21 protein-coding genes are annotated in these 21,063 nt (G+C 53.5%); 15 read left to right on the top strand and 6 right to left on the bottom strand.

Annotation, left to right across the window (positions count from 1 at the left end; genetic code table 11):
• Positions 1-26 precede the first annotated feature (26 nt).
• From QZ294_RS06085 to QZ294_RS06055, 7 genes are all read left to right on the top strand, one after another.
• Positions 27-677 carry a biotin attachment protein gene (locus QZ294_RS06085; protein WP_297047995.1) on the top strand — a complete coding sequence of 217 codons (651 nt, stop codon included), beginning with the start codon at positions 27-29 and terminating at the stop codon, positions 675-677.
• 12 nt (positions 678-689) lie between these two features.
• Positions 690-1,028, top strand: coding sequence for a hypothetical protein (locus QZ294_RS06080; protein WP_297047993.1), 339 nt, complete (start codon positions 690-692; stop codon positions 1,026-1,028).
• Between the two features lie 97 nt (positions 1,029-1,125).
• Entirely contained in the window at positions 1,126-1,680 is a 555-nt protein-coding gene (locus tag QZ294_RS06075) for a single-stranded DNA-binding protein (protein ID WP_297047990.1), read from the top strand.
• A 597-nt stretch (positions 1,681-2,277) separates the two neighbouring features.
• Entirely contained in the window at positions 2,278-2,550 is a 273-nt protein-coding gene (locus QZ294_RS06070) for a type II toxin-antitoxin system HicA family toxin (RefSeq protein ID WP_297047988.1), read from the top strand.
• A 2-nt stretch (positions 2,551-2,552) separates the two neighbouring features.
• The gene (locus QZ294_RS06065; protein WP_297047987.1) at positions 2,553-2,888 is read left to right on the top strand and encodes a type II toxin-antitoxin system HicB family antitoxin; all 336 of its coding nucleotides are present in this window, start codon (positions 2,553-2,555) and stop codon (positions 2,886-2,888) included.
• A gap of 134 nt (positions 2,889-3,022) precedes the next feature.
• A complete protein-coding gene (locus tag QZ294_RS06060) occupies positions 3,023-6,187 on the top strand; it encodes a helicase-related protein (RefSeq protein ID WP_297047985.1) in 3,165 nt (1,054 codons plus the stop codon).
• Positions 6,184-8,919, top strand: coding sequence for an Eco57I restriction-modification methylase domain-containing protein (locus tag QZ294_RS06055; RefSeq protein ID WP_297047983.1), 2,736 nt, complete (start codon positions 6,184-6,186; stop codon positions 8,917-8,919). Before QZ294_RS06060 ends, QZ294_RS06055 begins: the two co-directional genes overlap by 4 nt.
• Here the strand turns inward: QZ294_RS06055 and QZ294_RS06050 are convergent.
• Positions 8,849-9,217 (bottom strand): hypothetical protein, encoded by a 369-nt coding sequence (locus QZ294_RS06050; RefSeq protein ID WP_297047981.1) that lies wholly within the window; start codon positions 9,215-9,217, stop codon positions 8,849-8,851. The genes QZ294_RS06055 and QZ294_RS06050 overlap by 71 nt on opposite strands.
• A gap of 219 nt (positions 9,218-9,436) precedes the next feature.
• Here QZ294_RS06050 and QZ294_RS06045 point away from each other — a divergent pair, with 219 nt between their 5' ends.
• On the top strand, positions 9,437-10,048 hold the full coding sequence (locus tag QZ294_RS06045) for a master DNA invertase Mpi family serine-type recombinase (protein ID WP_297047979.1): 612 nt from the start codon (positions 9,437-9,439) through the stop codon (positions 10,046-10,048).
• Between the two features lie 535 nt (positions 10,049-10,583).
• Positions 10,584-10,991: a hypothetical protein gene (locus QZ294_RS06040; RefSeq protein WP_297047976.1), complete on the top strand. Its 408-nt coding sequence runs from the start codon at positions 10,584-10,586 to the stop codon at positions 10,989-10,991.
• A gap of 328 nt (positions 10,992-11,319) precedes the next feature.
• Here QZ294_RS06040 and QZ294_RS06035 read toward each other — a convergent pair whose 3' ends face one another.
• From QZ294_RS06035 to QZ294_RS06025, 3 genes are read right to left on the bottom strand one after another with little or no spacing between them, the layout of a single operon-like run.
• A complete protein-coding gene (locus QZ294_RS06035) occupies positions 11,320-12,957 on the bottom strand; it encodes a relaxase/mobilization nuclease domain-containing protein (protein ID WP_297047974.1) in 1,638 nt (545 codons plus the stop codon).
• The gene (locus tag QZ294_RS06030) at positions 12,954-13,157 is read right to left on the bottom strand and encodes a hypothetical protein (protein WP_297047972.1); all 204 of its coding nucleotides are present in this window, start codon (positions 13,155-13,157) and stop codon (positions 12,954-12,956) included. Before QZ294_RS06030 ends, QZ294_RS06035 begins: the two co-directional genes overlap by 4 nt.
• Positions 13,158-13,198: 41 nt before the next feature.
• On the bottom strand, positions 13,199-13,648 hold the full coding sequence (locus QZ294_RS06025) for a hypothetical protein (protein WP_297047970.1): 450 nt from the start codon (positions 13,646-13,648) through the stop codon (positions 13,199-13,201).
• Positions 13,649-13,756: 108 nt separating this feature from the next.
• Between QZ294_RS06025 and QZ294_RS06020 the strand changes: the two genes are divergently transcribed.
• Positions 13,757-14,071: a hypothetical protein gene (locus QZ294_RS06020; protein ID WP_297047968.1), complete on the top strand. Its 315-nt coding sequence runs from the start codon at positions 13,757-13,759 to the stop codon at positions 14,069-14,071.
• 84 nt (positions 14,072-14,155) lie between these two features.
• Here the strand turns inward: QZ294_RS06020 and QZ294_RS06015 are convergent, their stop codons facing one another.
• On the bottom strand, positions 14,156-14,374 hold the full coding sequence (locus QZ294_RS06015) for an AlpA family transcriptional regulator (RefSeq protein WP_297047966.1): 219 nt from the start codon (positions 14,372-14,374) through the stop codon (positions 14,156-14,158).
• 259 nt (positions 14,375-14,633) lie between these two features.
• Positions 14,634-15,908 carry an integrase arm-type DNA-binding domain-containing protein gene (locus QZ294_RS06010; RefSeq protein WP_366140575.1) on the bottom strand — a complete coding sequence of 425 codons (1,275 nt, stop codon included), beginning with the start codon at positions 15,906-15,908 and terminating at the stop codon, positions 14,634-14,636.
• A 299-nt stretch (positions 15,909-16,207) separates the two neighbouring features.
• Between QZ294_RS06010 and QZ294_RS06005 the strand changes: the two genes are divergently transcribed.
• From QZ294_RS06005 to QZ294_RS05985, 5 genes are all read left to right on the top strand, one after another.
• Positions 16,208-17,278 carry a glycosyltransferase family protein gene (locus QZ294_RS06005; protein WP_297047964.1) on the top strand — a complete coding sequence of 357 codons (1,071 nt, stop codon included), beginning with the start codon at positions 16,208-16,210 and terminating at the stop codon, positions 17,276-17,278.
• Between the two features lie 114 nt (positions 17,279-17,392).
• The gene (locus tag QZ294_RS06000; RefSeq protein WP_297047962.1) at positions 17,393-18,364 is read left to right on the top strand and encodes a DctP family TRAP transporter solute-binding subunit; all 972 of its coding nucleotides are present in this window, start codon (positions 17,393-17,395) and stop codon (positions 18,362-18,364) included.
• A gap of 139 nt (positions 18,365-18,503) precedes the next feature.
• Complete coding sequence (locus QZ294_RS05995; protein WP_297047960.1) at positions 18,504-18,983, top strand: TRAP transporter small permease; 480 nt, start codon at positions 18,504-18,506, stop codon at positions 18,981-18,983.
• A gap of 9 nt (positions 18,984-18,992) precedes the next feature.
• A complete protein-coding gene (locus QZ294_RS05990; RefSeq protein ID WP_297047958.1) occupies positions 18,993-20,270 on the top strand; it encodes a TRAP transporter large permease in 1,278 nt (425 codons plus the stop codon).
• Positions 20,271-20,510: 240 nt separating this feature from the next.
• Positions 20,511-20,792, top strand: a complete 282-nt coding sequence (locus QZ294_RS05985) for a hypothetical protein (protein WP_297047956.1) — start codon at positions 20,511-20,513, stop codon at positions 20,790-20,792.
• The last annotated feature ends 271 nt before the right edge of the window (positions 20,793-21,063 follow it).

Below are 21,063 nucleotides of genomic sequence, written 5' to 3'. Positions count from 1 at the left end.
GCGGCCCCCGCAACCGCAGGACAGGCATGATCGACATTTCCGCGCTGCTCGACGAGATCAAGGCCTCCCCCTACCGGGAGATCGTCATCGCCGCTCCGCATACCGGCAGGGTGACCTTTGCCGGACTCACGCCGGGCGACAAGGTGCACGGCCCGCAGGGGCAATGGAAGGAAAAACCCGGGACCCTCGTGGCGACGCTGGAGCGCGAGCGCAACCCCAAGCCCATCTGCGTGCCGGAAAAAGGCGAGATCTCGGCGGTGCGCGGCGAACGGGAAGGGACCTTTGTGGAGGCGGGGACGGAACTGGCCGTCCTGCGTCACAAGCTCACCCGCGAGGAGGTGCAGGGCATCATCCTCCGCAAGGCGCTCCACCTGTTCTGCGCGCCGGAACGGGCCAAGTATTATTTCACCCCCGAGGTGGACAAGAAGATCCGCGCGTCGGACGCCCATTCCGTGGCCGTGCGCGACGGCATGGAACTGCTCATCATGTCGCGCATGAAACGCGAGGCGCCCCTGCGCTATTCCGGCCCGGAGGGCGTCATCTATTCGGTCTATTTCACCTATAACGAAAACATGGACGCGGGCGCGCCGCTCATCGGCGTCTGCCCGCGCGACCAGTTGCCGGCCATTCAGGACGTCATCATGCGCGTCCAGACAGAGTGGACGGAAACGGAGTGAACGGAGTCCCCCATGGGCAAGGTACTGCAAATCAGGGTAAGCGCCGTCACCTGGAACGAAGGTCTCGTGGAAGAGTACTGGCCGAGTCTCGTCCGGCTGGCAGGGTCGGTGCCGGTAAAAAGCGAGGAGCGCGGCGTGCTTGAACTTGTGCGCCGCCTGGACGAGGGGCTGCGCTTCATGAAGTGGTCTGAAGCCAGAAAGCGGGGCATGGGTCCCGGCATCCGCGAAGCCGCGCGCCTCAAGGCCGAGCTTGAAGCCGCCCTGGCGGACTGGGACCCGCGCAGGGCCAATGCCCTGAGCGACGACCTGGAAGACGCGCTGGACGCCCTGGAGCGCGCCTATATCGAGTGAAGGGCCGCCCTTCCGGCGCAGACGGGCGGCGGCGCAGTCCCGCCCCATGGCATCATCTTCTTGACGGCGCGCGGCCGCCCCGCGCGCAGGAGTCCACATGCTGAACAAGGTCATGATCATCGGCCGCCTCGGCCGCGACCCGGAACTCCGCTACACCCAGAGCGGCTCCCCGGTGGCGACGCTCAATGTGGCAACGGACGAATCCTACACCGACAGGGACGGCAACAAGGTGGAACGCACCGAATGGCACCGCGTTTCCGTGTTCCAGCGCCAGGCGGAAAACTGCGCCAATTATCTCGGCAAGGGCAGCCTCGTCTATGTGGAGGGCAGCCTCCAGACGCGCAAATGGCAGGACCAGAGCGGTCAGGACCGCTACACCACGGAGATCAAGGCCCAGCGCGTCCAGTTCCTGGACAGGAAGGGCGAACGCGGCCCGGCGCCGGACGGCGCGCCCACTGACGACTGGGGCGACGGCGGCTCCCCGCGGCAGGAGCCGCGCGGCCAGCGCACCCAGAGCGGCCGCCAGGGCGGCGCGGGCAGGAACGCCGCGTCCGGCGGCGCCGCGCCCCGCGCCAGGGGGCAGCAGCAGGACGAGGATCTGGGTCCGGCATTTCCGTCCGAAGCGTCGGGCATGGACGAGGTTCCGTTCTAGGGCGTTTTCGCAAGGGAATCGCGGAAACGGAGCGGACGCCCGCGCCCTCCTGCGGCGGAATGCCACGCTTTTCCACGCTTGTCCCGCTCCGCGGGGAAATGACGGCGGCGAGACCTTGGGAAAATATCCGCACGACGGATATTTTCCTCAGCAAAATGCTCTAGAGCGGTTTGGTATTGAAAGTATCCAAACCGCTCTGGCGACAGTGGTAGCTGTCGCCCGCGCCGAATGAGCGTCCAGACCGCGTTCTGGACGCGAAATGGCAGGCGACGCCGCGATTGAAAATGGCTATTTTCAATCGCAAGTTGTTTTATTTTTATAATATTGTGAAATATATTGTAAAAATACCTTTATGAAATATTTATACCAACTGCAATACCAACATTCTTTCTGGCTTGTAGAGGATTATATCAGCTTTCAATGGTCAGTTTCCAAATGCCGGGCAGGTGAAATGCCTCCCGGCATTTTCTGTTTCTCGGGTCTCGTGTAGATGAGACTTTCGAGGCACAAAGCCACGCTGTGCCGCACTAATGATTGCGCTGTCGCTGGTCGGTCTCACCCATTGACGCCAGCACCAAAAAATGACACTTGCTCCATATGGACATCAGCCGAAAACATCACGACACCTTACAGGCCATCTTCCGGCGGCCTGTTAGCGGCACTATCCGCTGGAAAGACATTCAAGCCCTGTTCGTAGCGCTCGGCGCGGTCATTGAGGAGCGGGAAGGCTCCCGCGTTGCCGTCATTTTTCCTGGTCAGATGCCCGCCATTTTTCACAGGCCGCATCCATCGCCCATGACGGACAAGGGCGCAATAAATGTGATCCGCCAATGGCTCACAAGCCTGGGCTATACGCCAGAGAGGAAATAGCAATGGCAACGATGGAACATAAGGGCTTTATGGCAAAAATTGATTATGACGCAGACATAGACAGCTTTTTGGGCTGCGTTGTCAATGTTTCCAGCCCTATAACCTTTTATGGCAAGACCACTGCGGAACTTCGGGAAGAGTTTGCCCGTTCTGTTGACGCATGGCTTGAAGTCTGCCGGGAACGAGGTCTTGAACCAGAGAAGCCCTATTCCGGCCGTCTTACGGTTCGCATGACCCCGGAAATTCACCGCATGATTGCTTCAGCGGCTGCGGTATCGGGAAAAAGCCTAAATGCATGGGTTGTAGACGCGCTGAAGGAAAGTGCGGCACATGCCTAGGGGGCTTGCCAGAAGGCTCTCATCCTGTCACAACTGACAGGTATATTAAAGTGAAATTGGGCTATTTGATAATCCGGTACGGATGTTTTCACGGATGCCTAACTCAGAAACCTCGTGCATAACAGCGCAAATATATGACAATAGATACTAAATTCTTTACTAATGAAGCTGATGATAAGCTGTTGGAGCGCTTTAAAAGCGTCCTTGCCCATTCCCGTAACTTCGACATCCTGGCTGGATATTTTCGCGCAAGCGGTTTTTCCATGCTGGCCCAATCACTGTCAGATGTGGAAAAAATCCGTATTCTGGTAGGTCTCAATACAGATGCTGAAATTGTGGATGCGGCAATGGCACATGACACCCTTATGCTGCCCCCAGTTTATTCCAATGCCGAGATCCATGCGGAATACTCTTCAGCCATCCAGCACGAAATGGAGGCGGCCCCGGAAACCCAGGAAACTGAGGATTCAATATCCCAGTTCATGAAGTTTTTACATGAGGGACGTATAGAGATTCGCGGACATCCAAGTCGGAATATCCATGCAAAAGTCTACATCCTCCACTATAAGGAGGATCAGGCTACCTCCGGCTGTGTGATAACCGGATCGAGCAATTTCTCGTATTCTGGCTTGACAGCTCAACGTGAATTTAATGTTGAGTTACGTGATCCTGGGGACGTGAAGTTTGCAAGCCAGCGGTTTAATAAATTATGGGATGAATCAGTTGACTTGACAGAGGAGTTTAAAGTTACTGTCTGTAATAAAACTTGGTATAACAACGATATTACCCCGTATGAGCTTTATTTAAAATTCCTCTATGAATATTTTAAGGAGGATATTAATATCGATGAATTCGACACATCTATGCTTCCCGATGAGTATAGAGAACTTGAATATCAAAAACAGGCAGTAGTTGCTGCAAGAAAAATACTAAATATCCATAATGGTGTATTCCTTGCTGATGTTGTTGGCCTTGGAAAAACTTTTATATCTGCAATGCTGTTACAGAATTTAGCTGGCAGGAAGCTCATCATATGCCCGCCAATATTAAAACCATATTGGGAAGAAACTTTAGGATTATTTTCCGTTCATCCCTTTAAGGTCATTTCTTCAGGGAAAATTGCAGAGATAACATCTACAGAAATATCAAAATATCAGATAATTCTTATTGATGAATCACATCGATATCGAAACGAAAACACTCAAAGTTATGATATTTTGAAAAAAATCTGTTTGGGTAAGAAAGTTATTCTTGTTTCTGCCACGCCATATAATAATCGGCTTCAGGATATTCTCGCTCAAATAAAACTCTTCCAAGCTGGGAAACAAAGTACAATTCCTGGTATTAAAAATCTGGATGCCTTTTTTTATAAAAAAGAAGAAGAATTGAAGAGCCTTGATTCATACTCAGAAGACTTTAAAAAGAAATCGGAACTCATTGTAGGCGAGGTACGTGATAAAATATTGAAGCATATCATGATTCGTAGAACAAGAAGTGAGGTGAGTAAATACTTCAAAAATGACGTAAACAAAAATGCATTAATATTTTCTACTATTGCTCCTCCTGTCTCGCTGATTTATGAATTCGATGACCAACTTGATTGCTCCTTCAAAAAAACGATAAAATTATTAAAATCTATTAAATATGTTCGTTATTCACCCCTTTTGTTTCTTAAGGAAGAGATAACACAGATTCAAAAATTAAGCCAACGTAATATACTTAACTTCATTAAAACACTTCTAGTTAAACGCCTTGAGAGCAGTTTCTATGCGTTTAAAAAAACTATTGGCAGAATGATTGCATCGTATGAAGGATTCATAGACGCATGGGATAAAGGAAGTATATATATTGGGAAAAATATTGATGTTGGAGAGCTTCTTGATCTTGAAGATCAAGCTGATTTTGAGAATATTCTTGAGCAAAAAAATATTGAAAGATTTACAACTGATGATTTCAGTGATGACTACGGGGAATTGCTGAAGAGTGATTTGGATGGTTTATATCAAATTGCGAAGATTTGGGAAAATATCGACAAAGATCCAAAATATGATATTTTTTATGAGAGTTTGCAGAATAATGCTGAACTTATGAACCAGCGTTTGCTGGTGTTTACAGAATCAAGAGAGACGGCAGAGTATCTCTATTCGAACCTGGAAAAAGCCTTACCTGGAAGATCCATGCTTTTCTCCAGTAAGAACGGGATATATGAGGGCAGAATACTCTCTGTCGGCGAAGCTCGTGCCAAGATAAAAAATAATTTTGACCCGGCAGCTGTGGAGCCTTCGGATCAAGTCCATATCCTGCTGACTACAGACATCCTCGCCGAAGGCATGAACTTGCACCAAGCGGGAAGGATAGTGAATTATGACCTTCCTTGGAATCCCACCCGTGTTATGCAGCGCCTTGGGAGGATAAATCGAGTGGGCACTGCACATGAGAAGCTATTTATCTTCAATTTTTTCCCAACTGCTCAGGCAGACGCACATTTGGGATTGAATGCCAACATTAATCGAAAAATCACTGCTTTTAATGCCGTTCTGGGCAATGATAACAAAATCCTTTTTGAAGATGAGCATCCAGACCCTCATGGGCTTTTGGGAAGATTAACCAAGCTTGTGGAAGACGATAGCGAGGATTCAGAATTAGAATATTTGCAGGTTATTCGGCAGGTTCGCGATGATGACCCCAAGCTTTTTGAAAAAATCAAAAAACTCCCTCTCAAGGCTCGTTCCGCGTATATAAGTTCCGTTTGCCCTGACACAACAATTTTCTTTTTTCGTGAAGGCTTCTTGAAGAAATTTATCGCCGTTGACGAAGGCGTACGCGAATTAACATTTCTTGAAGCTGCGCCTCTTTTTCAAGTGTCTCAAACTGAAAAAAGGGCAAAGTTACCTCATGACTATTATGACCGTCTGAAAACTGCGAGAGTCTTTTTGGAAAGTGATGAAGTTGAGATGCAAACCTCAACACGGCTCACTCCCCAAATTAGAAAATTACTTGACATCATTAATGGCCTAAAGAATATGTCAGTGCTATCCAAAAGTGAAGCCGGCTATCTTAATTTGCTTTATGCTGCTGTTGAACAAGAGGCAATAGGCAAAAAAACCATACAAGCCCTTTCGGCCGCTTGTAAGCGCAGCTATGCCACGCCTCTTGCGATGGTAAGTGCGTTTCAAAAGATTTTGCCCGAAACCATCCTTGAAAACCAAGGCCAACCGACTGTACCCACTCAGAAAAAAAGTCATAAACTGATTGTCCTCGCTCAATATCTGGCTCCTTCTACAGGAGGCGAAATATGAATATTACCCCAGAAGAATCTCAGCGTCTTGTCCAGGCGAGCCTAGGCCATTCGTATGATGAAAAGTCGTTCCGTCAACTTGTGGCAAATATTCTTCCTGATGCTGAACGATTGCAGGAAGGTTTTAACACATCTGCCTATATTCGCCAAGATTTTCAAAAGTACATTGCTTCATATAAGAGAATTGCTAAATTACGTAAGGATAAAAAAATTGATGTACTTGTTGTGAAATTAAAAAATCCTGCAAACCTCCGCAACGCCCGTGTCACACAGCGTCAATTTATAGCGAGCTATCTTAACGGTGCGCGTGGTGGCACAATTAAAGATGCCGCTCTTGTTGCCTTTCATGCTGATGGCGTTCCAGATTGGCGATTCTCCCTCGTCTATAAAGATTATATTTTTAGAGATGGGAGCATACAGGCAACCTTATCGGAACCTAAACGATCCTCATTTCTCGTTGGCGAAAATGAATTAAGCCATACTGCTGAACAGCAATTCGTAGATTTATTGCAGAATGAAGATAAGGAATCATTTACCCGCATTCGTGATGCCTTTAGCGTAGAGCGCGTAACTAAAGAATTCTTCAAGGAATATAAAAGCCTCTATCTTGAACTCTCTAGTATTATTCAAAATGACATTGATAAGAATGCTCAATTACATGAAGCATTCGCGACGAACCATATCAAGGCAGATGTTTACGCCAAAAGAATGCTTGGTCAAATTGTATTTCTCTATTTTTTGCAAAAAAAAGGCTGGCTGGGAGTTGACAAGGGGCAAAAGTGGGGGTGTGGTCCCCATGACTTCCTTCAGAATCTTTTCAGGAATCATCACGCAAAAGATTTTTTCTCAGAGTGCCTGAATCCGCTTTTCTATGAAGCGTTGGCTACTGATAGAAGCGCAGACGCTCATTTCTTCCCCCGCCTGGGCTGTCGTATCCCCTTCCTTAATGGCGGCCTATTTGAACCCCTCAACGGATATGACTGGAAGACGATCCGGCTGCATATCCCTAATAGTTTTTTTGAAAAGCTTTTTGCTACGTTTGATCGATTCAATTTTACTGTTCGGGAAGATGAGCCGCTTGAAAGCGAGGTGGCCGTTGATCCAGAAATGCTCGGCAAAGTTTTTGAAGGGCTGCTGGACGTAGGGGAGCGACGCGAAAGGGGAACATTCTACACCCCACGCCATATCGTGCATTATATGTGTCGTGAGAGCCTCATCCAATACCTTGATCGCGCCATTAATCTTGTTCCTGTGTATGTAGAAGAAGCTCCACAATTACCGGGGATGCCCCAAAAGGGGCAAACTTCCTTGCCAGGGGTAAAGACAAAAGAAAAGAGCGTTGTTCGCTGGAAGAGAGAGAAACTTCTTGACTTGGCGGATATCAATATTTTTATCCGTAATGATGAACAGACATGGGATGAAAAAACGAAAAAGGCTAACATTGAAAGGAGTAAAGAATACGGCTCAGAATCGAGCTGTAAATTTCCTCCTTCCATCAAGAAATACGCCCAACAACTTGATAGGGCGCTTGCGCGGGTGAAAGTCTGTGACCCGGCGATTGGTTCCGGCGCGTTTGCCGTTGGCATGATGCATGAAATTGTTCGCGCGCGCTCAGCTCTTCGCAACGCTTACCAGGAGCAGTTCCCCGAAAAGCTTTCCGCCTACGACTTGAAGCGACATACCATAGCAGAGAGCATCCATGGGGTTGATATTGATCCGGCATCAGTGGATATTGCGAAGCTCCGGCTTTGGTTATCGCTCGTAGTAGATGAAAATGATTTTGATAGGATTAAGCCGCTGCCAAACCTTGATTATAAAATCATGGTCGGCAACTCTTTGGATGCTGCCAATAGCAAAAAGGATACAAATCCTCTTTTTAACCGGGAAATTCGCAAGCGTATCATCGAACTCCAACATGGATTCTTTAATATAACTGATCACGAAAGGAAAGAAGAACTAAGAACAAAAATTTCTGAACTTCGTGATAAATGTGGAGATATTGGAAATTTCGACTGGTATATCGATTTTGCAAACACTGCAGGAAGTTTTGATATTTTAATTGGCAATCCTCCTTACATCCAAATTCAAGGGATGGATGCTTCCGTAAAAAAATTAAAACCCGATTACAAAACGTTTGCAAGTACTGGAGATGTTTATTGCCTTTTTTATGAGCTTGGTTTTAATCTTTTGAAGAAATATGGAATCTTAGCATTTATCACTTCAAATAAATGGATGCGAGCTGCGTATGGCAAAGCGTTGCGGGATTTCTTTTTAAAGAACACGCGTACGATACAGCTTATCGATTTTGCTGGCAGCAAGGTTTTTGATTCTGCAACAGTTGATGTCAATATTATGATTTTTGAAAAGGGTAGCTCTGACGATGTTATCAGAGCATGCGTGATTAAAGAAGATTGCTCGAATAATATGAGCGAATACATCGAGCATAATCCCGTATTCACTCAATTTGAGGTCGGGCAGTCCTGGGCCATTCTTTCGCCCATAGAGGCATCCATTAAGCGCAAGATTGAGGCGATAGGGACGCCACTCAGGGATTGGGGCGTAAAAATTTATCGCGGCATTCTGACCGGTTGTAATGAAGCATTCATCATTGATGGGGCCAAGAAAGACGAATTAATAGCAGAAGACCCGAAATCAGCCGAAATTATTCGTCCCAATAACTTATACTATCTTGTGTTTCGAACCATTTATTATTTGTCTTTTTTCGTGCTTTAACCTTTATCCCATCAATTTCATATTCTCTTCCCGTTTGCTCAAGGCGTTGCCTACCAAATGAGAGTAAATGTTTTTTCACTGCAGGATAACTTTCTATATTATATCTACGACTTGGGAATGTTGCAATTACCCATTGATCAGCAAATTTATAGTAATATCTCTTGATGTCCTTGCCCCTCAAAATCGGTCGAATAATTTCGGCTGATTTCGGATCCTGCGCGATCAGCTCATCTTTTTTTGCACCACTAATTATAAATGCTTCGTTATAACCCGTTTTGATACCATAATTTATACGCACATCCCAATCCCTGAGTGGCGTCCCTATCGCCTCAATCTTGCGCTTAATGGATGCCTCTATGGGCGAAAGAATGGCCCAGGACTGCCCGACCTCAAATTGAGTGAATACGGGATTATGCTCGATGTATTCGCTCGAAATTTTTTGGCATTTTCTCTTGCCTCTCCTCCCCGTATTCCAAAAAATCCCTCCATCGCAAACTTTTAACGCTGAGGCGAAACGATGATTTATGGCTACATCAGGGTAAGCAGTGACAAGCAAACTGTGGAAAATCAACGCTTTGAGATTGGTAATTTTGCCAAAATACATAATCTTCAGGTTGATGGCTGGATTGAGGAGACCATAAGCGGCGTGAAAAACTATGATAAACGTGAGCTTGGCAAACTGCTTAAAAAGGTGAAGAAGGACGACCTCATTATTTGCGCCGAACTATCACGTCTGGGGCGTAATCTCTTCATGATTATGGAAATCCTTAATCTGTGCATGAGCCGGGAATGTAAAGTGTGGACGATCAAGGATAACTATCGGCTCGGAGAAGACATCCAGAGCAAAGTGTTAGCCTTTGCCTTCGGCCTCTCTGCAGAGATTGAGCGCAATCTTATTAGTCAGCGGACGCGAGAGGCTCTGGCACGCAAACGCGCTGAGGGCGTTGTGCTGGGACGCCCAAAAGGGCGCAAATCCAGCAAGGTAAAATTATCAGGCCAGGAGGAGGCCATTCGCTCCCTCCTGCAAAGAAAGGTGCCCAAAACAAGGATAGCCAAAATTTTTGGGGTAAACCGGATGACCGTTGATTCTTTTATCAGACAGCGCCTGCTGACTGAGGGGGGATGCTGAACCCCTGTTGTCTTTGGCCTCCCCATTGTTGTATAACCTGCCCCGCAGGTTTGATAAAGTTTTTGAAAAAACGCTCAGTAAATCTGTGGGGCAGAGTGTCGGACACCATGTGCGCCGTGCGCTTGTACGACAACTTTTTTTCTGCAGAATTTCGGGATATTCTTTCGTCATATTTCCCAGCGTACATACCGCATACCTGCACAGCCCTTTTAGGATGGAGGCTTTGCCGACATTGCCCTGCAGAGCCTCCTCCATCCCTTCAAAATGCCTCATCATCCAGCAGAATCGCCGGTGTATCCGGCGATGTCACAGACGCAGGCTTTTCCTTCTTCTCTGCTTGTCCCAGTCAGCTTGGGAGCCTGAATCCGGCCCCCACGGATATTCTGGCCGTTGATGGACTTTGTTTCCATGCGAGTGCAGCCTTTGTCGTAAGGAGCATCCCCTTTTCCTGCATTGCATCAAGCAGTTAGGCGATTGGCCGATCGGATGCCCATATCATTCATCCTTATTCGCAATCACCCGCTGGATAACGGCCTTGGCCTCATCCGCCGCAACCAGCGGCATCAGCGACCGGGTACATTTCGTCGAAGGCGGCAAGGCGCATAAGATGATGGGCAGAAGCCTGGGCGTGGTGGTACTGAACTCCACCATTGAGATTTCCGCCCCGCCCCGGAGCAAGCCGGTCTACTGCGTGGACACATCCATCTACGCCATGCCTGGTCTGGCGGTGAATAGCGCGGAAATGTCGCTGGACGCCTTCTGGAGTCATCCGTGCGGGCCGGGAGCGACAACGATTGCGGATTTCGAGCGCGTACTCAAGACTCATGCTCTGGACAACGGAAATTTCTATACCCAGGAAGGCATCAGCACAGCCATTGACGGGACTCTGCAAAGACTAAATGAGCCTTGTGGCACTTGCCAAGCCGGAAATGAAGGCTTATAGAAAAAGGGAACTCCGGTTCCTGCTACCAACAGAAACCGGAGCTGGCGCGGCGCGTTACAGCGCCCCGCACGGCTTCCGAGGTTTCATTTTTTCACAGCCCCGGCCCATCGCTACAATGGGCTGGGGCATTCTGCTATCTGGCGTCCGACGCCAGCAACAGTGCCACAACCAGGGCGATAAGCGAGACCATGATCAAACATCTCATGGCCGTGCTCCTTTTCCGGCTTGCGCCGCGCCGAGCGCAGGCAGTCGAGTGAAAAGAAGCAGCCGTGCGGTTCGCGTATAGCTTATCTATTCCCGTCAGGCAATGCGGGATCCCGCTGGAAAATCATCGTAACCGGAAGGCTGGACGCGCCAGTCTTTCGCGTGTTTCATAATGTATCCTATCACACTCCATGTCCTCGGCTTCTCTGTTGAATCTTTGAATATCCTCCTCTGTAGGCTGCACATTTGCAATATCAATATCTCCCGCCGTTCCAAAGGCGTACCAGACCACCCTGCGCCCGTACTCTATCCGTTCATCACAGTTCTGCCCGTTGGGGCGGGCGGAGGCGTGTCTGAATACTTCGTTGGCTACCTCCTGCGGCGTGTATCCGGCGCAGCGCATGTACAGGGCAATGGCCGCGTCCAGCCGTGATTCATCCATCTTTTCGGGAAAACGCTTTTTGACCATTTCCCGGTAGGCGGCATACGGGGAAGCCAATGTACCGACCCTGGGGAACTCGCGTTTCCTGACCTCCACGCCGGGAGCGATCCTTCTCCGAAAACGCCACAGATTGCCAAGATGCGGACTGCGCTTGCCCAGCCAGTGCTTGAAGCGGGGGAGCCACTCCGGTTTTTCTGCTTGAGACTGCCTGTCCCGCAACGCCGCTTTCTCTTCCCGTTCCTGTTCCTTCAGGAAATGCCGGGCAATGTTCAACACAGAAAGCCCGTGCTGAGCAAGACGGACTGTAGCCGCCTCACGGCGCTCTTTCTGCCGCCGTTCCAGCGCTTCCCGTTCTTCCTCCAGTTTTACCCTGGCGTAATATTGTTCCTCGGCCAGCCTTTGCCGATCCTTCTGATACTCCTGCCATTCCTCTCGGCATACATGGCTGACCGGCTCCGGAGCGGGCTTCTTGAATGTCCGCTGAGAGTAGTAGCCCGGCTTGTACTCGCCGAGCCGCTTGCACAGCCTGGACATACTGAAATTCCTGTCCATGCTGGACGCCTTGACCGCCGTGTCGCCCACAAAAATCACCGCGCCGGAGTCCTTGCGGGAAAAACGCAGACCGACGGCATCCAGCCCGGCGTGAAGTTCTTCCCAGCATGTGGCGTTCTGGATGACGGCATGGCCGCGTTCCTGGGCAATGCGCTGTGCGGACTTTTCGCCCGTGGCGCTTTCAAAGTCCTCGGCCTTGGGCTTGGGTTTTACCTGTTCCCGCCGCTGGATGTTTTTGACCACATGCCCTTGTTCATTGACGCGATAGCGGGCGTTCATCTGCGACGCCCACCCCTGTCTGTGTTCGATTTCGGCAACAATCTTGTGCGCCGCCTCGATATCGAAACCTCTATGGGGTTGCACAACTTTTTGCGTGTAGGGATGCGTCCGATTCACAACAATGTGCATGTGATAGTTGCCCGTGTTTTTGTGCAGGGCATAGAGCGTCTGATGTTCGGCAAGGCCCATTCCCCGGAGAAAGAGACTGACCGCTTCATCCACCTGTTCGCGGGTAGGCTGTTCGTTTTCCTGCCATGACAGAATCCAGTGCGTGACCGGCATTTTGCTCTGGATGGATTCCTCGGCAAGGGAAATCATCTCCCTTTTTTGTGCGGCAATAGTCGTGGTCAGAAAGTTTCTGCTTCCGGCATAGGCGAGCTTGTCCTTGCCCGTGTCGTCGTGTTCGGCAAGGATATAGTCCACCAAACCGCCAATCATGGTGGACTTGAATTTCTTGAAGCTGGTGCGCTTGAGCTTTTTGACAATCATCTTCTTTCGCTCAGGGCTTCAATGGCTCGCCGGACTTCCCGCAAGGCGGCGTACAGTTCCGCGAGGGTGGCCGCGCTTCCCGTCCGCTTCACCACGTCAAAATGATGCTTGAGCAGTCCCCCAAGCCGCCGCAATTCCCGGATGGTCTGGTCGTCCGTTCTGGCGATGATGGGCCTGCCGCCGAAGAACAGCCGCCGCATGTACTCGGAAACGGAGATTCCGGCGGTGTTGGCCTGTTGGGCTATTCTTTCATCTTCCTCGACGGTAAGCCGGAGCGTCCGTCGCCTCTGAAATCTGTTTGCCGCCTTCCGCTTTTCCATCTGCCTTTCCTGCCTTTTTGCGAGCGTGAGAAGCGAAGCGCCGAACGCTCTTTGGAGTCCAGAGGCGAAGCCTTTGGCAGGATGCGAGCTGTTGTCAGACAGCTACCATCCTGTAAAGAAGAACGCTCCTCAGTCTCTGGAACACTACCTTCACCCTTCGGCTGGCGCATCAGTTGCGCCATGCTTCCTCTTTTGGCGCAAGCATAGATGAAAAATGCGCTTGAAGGCCAGAGAAAAAGACAAAAAGACGGTATTGTTTTTCCTTGAACAATACATTCCGGCGGAAATAGGATTAGAAGATGAAAAAGTGCAAAAAAGGAATTGTCCGTATTTGTGGAATAGCGTCCGTATTTATCCAGTTTGGTACGCATTTGTCCGGTAAGAAAAGTTGTCAATAAAATTTTTACCGTGGTATGGGAAAGGAAAAGGAATTTTTGACAAGAAAGGTGATGCTTGTGGCAACAGCTCGACGCTATACAATGGAACAGATAGAGGCCGCCCGGAAAAAGCTCCGCAGTCTGCCGGTAAAAGAGGCGAGAAAGACTCGCGGGGAAGTCGCGGAATTTCTGGTCAACGACATCAAAAAGGCCATGCGGCAGGGCTACACGCTGCGGGACATACGGGACTTGCTGGCGGATGTCGGGGTATCGGTTCCGCTTGCCAGGCTGGAAGGACTGTTTGAGAAAGCTCCGAAACCGGAGCTTGTAACGGATGGAGAAGGGTCGGGAAAAGACACGGATCTTCCCGGTGACGCGGGGGAAATGGGGAAGCAGGAAAGCCCGGACGAGGAATGATGCAAAAGGAAGCGGCGCGGTTAAGATTCATGCCTTGGCCGCGCCGCTTTGGGGAATGGGGCAGATGCCCCACTCATAGCTGTTTTATGCCTCGCGGATTTCCTCCCGAACAGGATATCGGGGAAGTTGTCGCATGAAAGCGGCAATATCCGAAGCCTTCCATACAGTCGTTCGCGGCCCCAGCTTTATCGGCTTGGGGTAACGTCCATCCTTGCAGCCCTGCCACCATGCGCTTTTGCTGATGGGAACTATTTTCAGCACCTGCGGCAGGCGCAAAAGGGATTCGTTTTCCATATCGAACATGGGGAACCTCCATACTGATTTTTCAAAGTGTATCATGGGATTTTTCGATGCTGTCGGCAGTTGTCGAAAACATAGTCCAATAATGTCCGGGAAGACCCCTCAAGAGTAAATGTGATCCATTTTTTTTGCTTGACAGCTTTTTGAATTTATCTGGTTTCAAGTGTTCTTTTCATAAAATATAACTATCCTGCATAGATATAAAAGGCCCTGTCCTCAGGAGAGAATCTCTGGAACAGGGTTGGGGGGCGTGTCTTGCCTTTTATGCCGCCTGTTGTGCCTTTTCGCGTAATGTGTCCAGATAGTCAGCATACTCCTGAACCATGCGCCGCCGTTCCGGCAGATACTCGGCATAGTTGTATGCGGCACGGACACCGTTGCGTTCGCAGTGGGCAAGCTGCCGTTCTATCCAGTCCGAGTTATAGCCAAGCTCGTTCAGAAGCGTGGACGCCATGGATCGGAAACCGTGAAAGGTATGTTCGCCGGTGGCGCAGCCGATTTGCCGCAGAACGCGCAGTGGACCTCCCCTGTACATGGGGCCGCCATTTTCCGTACGGCTGCCTGGAAAGACAAATCGTCCCCCGCCGCTTTTCTCGTGCAGTTCCCGGAAAATCGCCAGGGCCTGACGCGAGAGCGGCACCATATGTATCTGCTTCATCTTCATCCGTTCTGCCGGAATGCGCCACTCCCCCGCCTCAAGATTGACTTCCGCCCACTCCGCGCGGATCAGCTCATTGCCCCGGACAAACACCAAGGGCGCAAGACGAAGGGCGCGGGAAATGAAAAAGTTCCCCTCATAGGCATAAATCTTACGCAGTAGTTCACCCACGGCGGCGGGGTCGGTAATGGCCGCATGATGGCCGTTGACAGCAGGGGCGAGAGCGCCACGTAGATCGGCGGCAATGTCGTGTTCCGCCCTGCCGGTAACAACGGCATAACGGAATATCCGTCCGGTATCACGCAACGCCTTGTGGGCAATGGTCAGCGCGCCCCGTTCCTCCACCCGCCGGAGAACGGTCAGCAACTCCCTTGACGTGATGGCGTTGATGGGACGCTTGCCCACAGAGGGGAAGAGGTTTTCCTCCAGGATGCGGATGACCGTTTTCCGGTATGAGGGAACCCACTTTATCGAATACTTGGCGTACCATTCACGCGCCACATCCTCAAAGGAATTGCGGGCCGCTTCCGCCGCCGCTTCTCTGGCCTGCCGCCGTGCCTGGCTGGGGTCAATATGCTCCCGCAGCAGCTTCTTGGCATCCTCGCGTTTTTCCCGCGCTTCGCGCAGGCTCACGGACGGATACGGCCCAAGGGAAATGAGCTTCTGTTTGCCCGCGAAGCGGTACGCCAGTCGCCATGACTTTTTGCCCGTAGGCGTGACATAGAGGAACAGGCCCCCGCCGTCCGAATGCTTCTGCACCTTGCCGTTGGCCGCGACATGCCGTATGAATGTGTCGGTCAGTTTCATCCACCCACCTCCAGTCTGGTGTTTTTTGGTACGGTTGGACTGACTGCTACCAGCATATTCCTGATAAATCATTCCGCTACAATGGATTACAGGAAATATGACGGTAGCGGGAGGGAGTATCCTTCCCAGTTTCCCAAGGTCGGAGGTGGTACTGTCCGGCCTTGGGAAATGCCATCATTGACAGCTCCGACCTACCAAAAGACTACCAGCATGTCTACCAACGGATTTTCCGGATTCAGGGGGATTTTGGTGGATGGTATAAGACAAATATGTCCAGATAACATGCTGAAATTACATGCTAACTGGACATATTGAGATTTTCTGAAACCGATTGAGCAACTTCAATCGCAAAATGCTCTAACGGAACGTCCATGGCACGCGTCCTTTACGGCATCCACGGCACAGGTCACGGCCACGCCATGCGTGGCCTGACCCTGGCGCGCCGTCTGCCGGAACACGACTTCCTCTTCGTAGCCAACGATGACGCGGCCCGCGTGCTGGAGCCGGAATTTCGCGTGCGCCGCCTGCCCAATCTCGGCACGGTCTTCCGGAACTACAAGGTGGATCTGGGCGCCACGGTGGCCCGGGCCGTGCCGCTGCTCCTTCACCAGGAACGGCACATCGGCGAGGCCCTGCGCCTGATCGACGACTTCCGCCCGGACGTCTGCATGACGGACCTGGAATACTTTGTTCCGCGCGCGGCGGAACGCGCCGGACTGCCCTGCCTCACCCTCGACCACCAGCACATCATCACGTCCTGCCGCCATGACCTGCCGGCCAACATGCGCTGGGACGCCTTCCTGCAGGGGCTGACGCCCCGCTGGCTCTTCCGGCCCACGGATGCCAACCTCATCATCTCCCTGTATGCGCCGCCGCTGCTGCCGCGCTACGCCGCGACCACGCGCATCGCGCCGCCCATCCTCCGGGAGCGGGTGCTCGCCCTCGCCCCGCGCGACGAGGGGCATGTGCTCGTTTACCAGAGCAATTCCACGCACCGGAAGCTCATCGACATCCTCCGCGCGGCCACCACGCGCACCTGTTATGTCTATGGCTATGCGCGCGAGGAAGGGCGGGAGGGCAATGTCATCTTCAAGCGCAAGAGCGAGGAGGAATTCCTCCGCCTGCTCGCGGGCTGCGCCTACGTCATCCAGGGCGGCGGCCACACGCTCATGGGCGAGGCCCTCCACCTGGGCAAGCCCATCCTCTCCCTGCCCATCAGGGCCATGGTGGAACAGCGGTTCAATGCCCTGTATCTGGAGCGCCTGGGCTATGGCATGCAGGCCGACCTGCCGCGCCTGGAACCGGACCTTCTCCGCGCTTTCGAGGCGCGCCTGCCGGAGTTCCGGGCCGCCATCTCCAGGGGCACCTTCTGCGGCAACGACCTGGTCTTCGATCTGGTGGACGGGTTCATCCGTACCCGCAGGCTGAAGCTCTCCGCCTGAGCGCCGGCGCCGGAAAATTCCTTGCCAGAAAAACGCGCAAGGGATAAAGCTTGTTCCAGTACCCTGCATATGCGCCATTTCGGGCGCGCATTCATACTCAAATGGAGGAAGCGCATGTTCCGTACCATTTTCGGCGCCGTTGCGGCCCTGCTGCTCGGCGCGTCCCTGACCATGGCGGCTCCGGTCACGCTCAAGCTCGGCCACATCGCCGAACCCGAGAACCCCTACGGCCAGGGCGCCGACCACTTTGCCAAACTCGTCAAGGAGCGCAGCAACGGCGAGATCGACATCAAGGTCTATCCCTCCAGCCAGCTGGGCAACCAGCGCGACCTCGTGGAGGGCCTCGGCTTCGGCACCGTTGACATGACCCTCACGGGTACCGCCGTGCTCGGCAACTTTGTGCCCGAAGTGGCGGTCTTCGACCTGCCCTTCATTTTCCGCGACGTGAACCACGCCTACAAGGCGCTGGACACCGTGGGCATGGACCTTGCCAAGAAGGGCGAGGACCGCGGCATGATCACCCTCGCCATCTGGGAGAACGGCGTGCGCCACATGACCAACAACGCCCGCCCCATCAAGACCCCGGCGGACATGAAGGGACTCAAGTTCCGCGTCATGGAGCAGCCCGTCTATATCGAGATGATGAAGTCCCTCGGCGCCAGCCCCACGCCCATGGCAATGAGCGAGCTGTACACCGCGCTCCAGAAGGGCGTCATCGACGGGCAGGAGAATCCGCTGGCGCACATCGCCACCAAGCGCTTCAACGAAGTGCAGAAGTACCTCTCGCTTTCCGGGCACACCTATGCCTCCGAGCCGCTGCTCATCAGCAAGACGGCCTGGAACAAGCTCACGCCCGAGCAGCAGCAGATCCTCAAAAAGGCCGCCGAAGACACCCGCGACTGGGAGCGCCAGCTCTGCCGCGACCTTGAAGGCAAGTTCCTCCAGCAGATCAAGGACAGCGGCACCACCCAGGTCAATGACGACGTGGACAAGGAAGCGTTCGCCAAGGCCACGCGCCCGGTGTGGGACATCTACACCAAGCGCTTCGGCGACAAGAACATCAAGGCCATCCAGGACATCAAGTAGGGACATGTCCCGACGCTCCGGGAAGGCACGATCCCGGTGCATCCCGACACGCCGCCGGCGGCGCGCGCTCCAAAACGGGGAGCGCGCCGTCGGCGCGCAGCCGTCCCCATTCCCAACGACCCATGCAACGGAGACTTCCATGACCAGACTTTTCAATGCGCTGGACGCCGTGCTCAAGGCGCTCGTCATCCTCGCCAACGGGGCCATGCTCTTCCTGGTCTTCGGCCAGGTCATCACCCGCTACGTTTTCGGCTGGACGCCCTATTTCGGCGAAGAACTGGCGCGCTATCTCTTCGTCTGGGTGGTATTTCTCTCGCTTCCCCTGGTGGCCCGCCACGGCGGCCACATGTGCATCGAGACGCTGACGAGCCGCGTCAAGGGCGCGACGCTGAAATTTCTCAATATCTGCGCCGACGTGTTCAGCATCGTCTTTCTCGGCATCATGGTCTGGGAAGGCGGCCGCATGGTCATGCTCGCCCGCTACCAGACCTCTCCGGCCATGATGATCCCCATGTCCTGGGTCTATGTGGTCATTCCCTTCGGCTGCGCCGTCATGCTCGTCTATGTTCTCGCCAACCTCGCCGGCGTTCTCCGCACGCCCGCGGCAGAGACGAAGTAGGAGGCCGCCATGACGCTCTGGGTCATCCTCACCTCCTTTGTGCTCATCCTCGCCACGGGGGCGTCCATTGGCGTGGGACTCGGGCTTTCGTCCGCCATCGTGCTCTATGGCGTGCTTGACATGCCGCTCATCGTGGTGGTGCAGCGCATGTTCACGTCCGTGGACTCGTTTTCCTTCATGGCCGTGCCGTTCTTCATGCTGGCCGGGGCCTTCATGAGCGAGGGCGGCGTCACCAGGCGCATCGTGGACTTTTCCATGGCCCTCGTGGGCGCGCTCGCCGGCGGCCTCGCCCTGGTGGTGGCCGTGGCGGGCATGTTCTTCGCCGCGCTCTCCGGCTCCTCCGCCGCCACGACGGCCGCCATCGGCGCCTCCATGATCGACGAGATGGAACGGCGGGGCTACCCGCGCTCCTTCGCCGCGGCCGTGGTAGCCAGCGGCGGCACCGTGGGCATCGTTATTCCGCCGTCCATCACCATGGTCGTGTACGGCTCCATCGCCAACACCTCCATCGCCGACCTCTTCATGGCCGGCTTCGTGCCCGGCATCCTCATGGGCGTGACCATGTGCGTGGTGAGCTGGGTCATCTCCAAAAAGAACGGCTACAAGGGCGAGGGGCAGTTTTCGCTGCGGCGCATGGCGCGCTCCTTCAGGGAATGCTTCTGGGCGCTCATGATGCCGGTCATCATCCTGGGCGGCATCTATTCCGGCATGTTCACGCCCACCGAGGCCGCCGCCGTGGCTGCGGTGTATGGCGCCTTCGTGGGCTTCTTCATCTACCGCGAGCTGACGCTCAAGGACCTGCCGCGCACCCTGCTCAGCGCGGCCTACAACACCACCATGATCATGTTCGTGGTGGGCGCGGCCAACCTCTTCGGCTGGATCCTGACCAACGCCCAGGTGCCGCACATGCTGGCCGCGAGCTTTGCCACGCTCACGGACAGCCCGCTGGTGTTCCTGATGCTCGTCAACGTGCTCCTGCTCTTCATCGGCACGCTCATCAACGCCTCGGCCGCGGTGGTCATCCTCACGCCCATCCTGCTGCCCGTGGCCCTCGGGCTTGGCATCGATCCCATGTTCTTCGGCGTGCTCATGGTGGTCAACCTGGCTATCGGCTGCATCACGCCGCCGGTGGGGCTGGATCTCTTCGTGGTGGCCTCCATCACCGGCATCTCCATCGACAAGGTGACCGCCAAGGTCATGCCCTATCTGCTCATGCTGCTGGTGGACCTGGTCATCCTGACCTATTTCCCGTCCATCATCACCTTCCTGCCCGCGCTCATGCGCTGACGCCGGCCGCCGGCGGTTCCCCCTGCCGGGAGCCGCCGGCGCCTTCCCGGCAGGGGGGGAATTTTTCCGCACCGCCGCCGGGTGGTCTGGCGATGAAAATATCCGCACCGCCCTAATGGCCGCGCGATTCAGGCCGATAAGACCGATGTTGAGTGGGGAAAGAGGAGAACCCGCGCACGCGCGGGGATTCGGCGCCATCCGTCTGCAGGGAAGCAGTGAACCATTCAAGGAGGAATGGACATGTCGCTGATTCTGAATCACACATCCCTTGAGCCGCTGATAAAGCGGCCCGACGAGCCTCCCGGAAACGATCAGGACCTTTCAAAAATCGACAGATATCTCGACATTCTCAAGGACAACAAAAACGCCAGCCGCTTCGTCCCCAATGACGCGGCGGTGGCGCTGGACATGGCCGGTTTCGTGCGCCGTCGCGTGGGCGACGGGCGATCGGGACCGATCCTTTCAGCGCCCCGGCTGGCGCTGGCGCTTGTGCAGCCCGATGAAGGGGCGCCCGCCCAATAGCGGCCGTTTTTTCAGGAACGCACATCCCTTACTGATGCGCCTGCCGCGCATCACCCTTCCGACATGAACGGCGACGCCGCGATCCACGCTCACCGAACCACTCACATACGGCAGGGACCCGGAGCCACAAGCTCCGGGTCCCTGTGTCTCCCGGACCCGGCGTCCGGGGCTAGGCTCAGGACTCATTAAAGTACGTTAGGTTTTTTTCAGCGAGGCAAAGAGGTTTTTCCGCTGGCCGCCCGAAGCGGAGCGAAGGGCGGGGGCTGTCGCC

It is taken from the genome of uncultured Desulfovibrio sp. (assembly GCF_910584445.1).
In the GTDB taxonomy this organism is placed as follows: Bacteria; Desulfobacterota; Desulfovibrionia; order Desulfovibrionales; family Desulfovibrionaceae; genus Desulfovibrio.
This window is presented reverse-complemented; position numbering and strand designations above follow the sequence as displayed.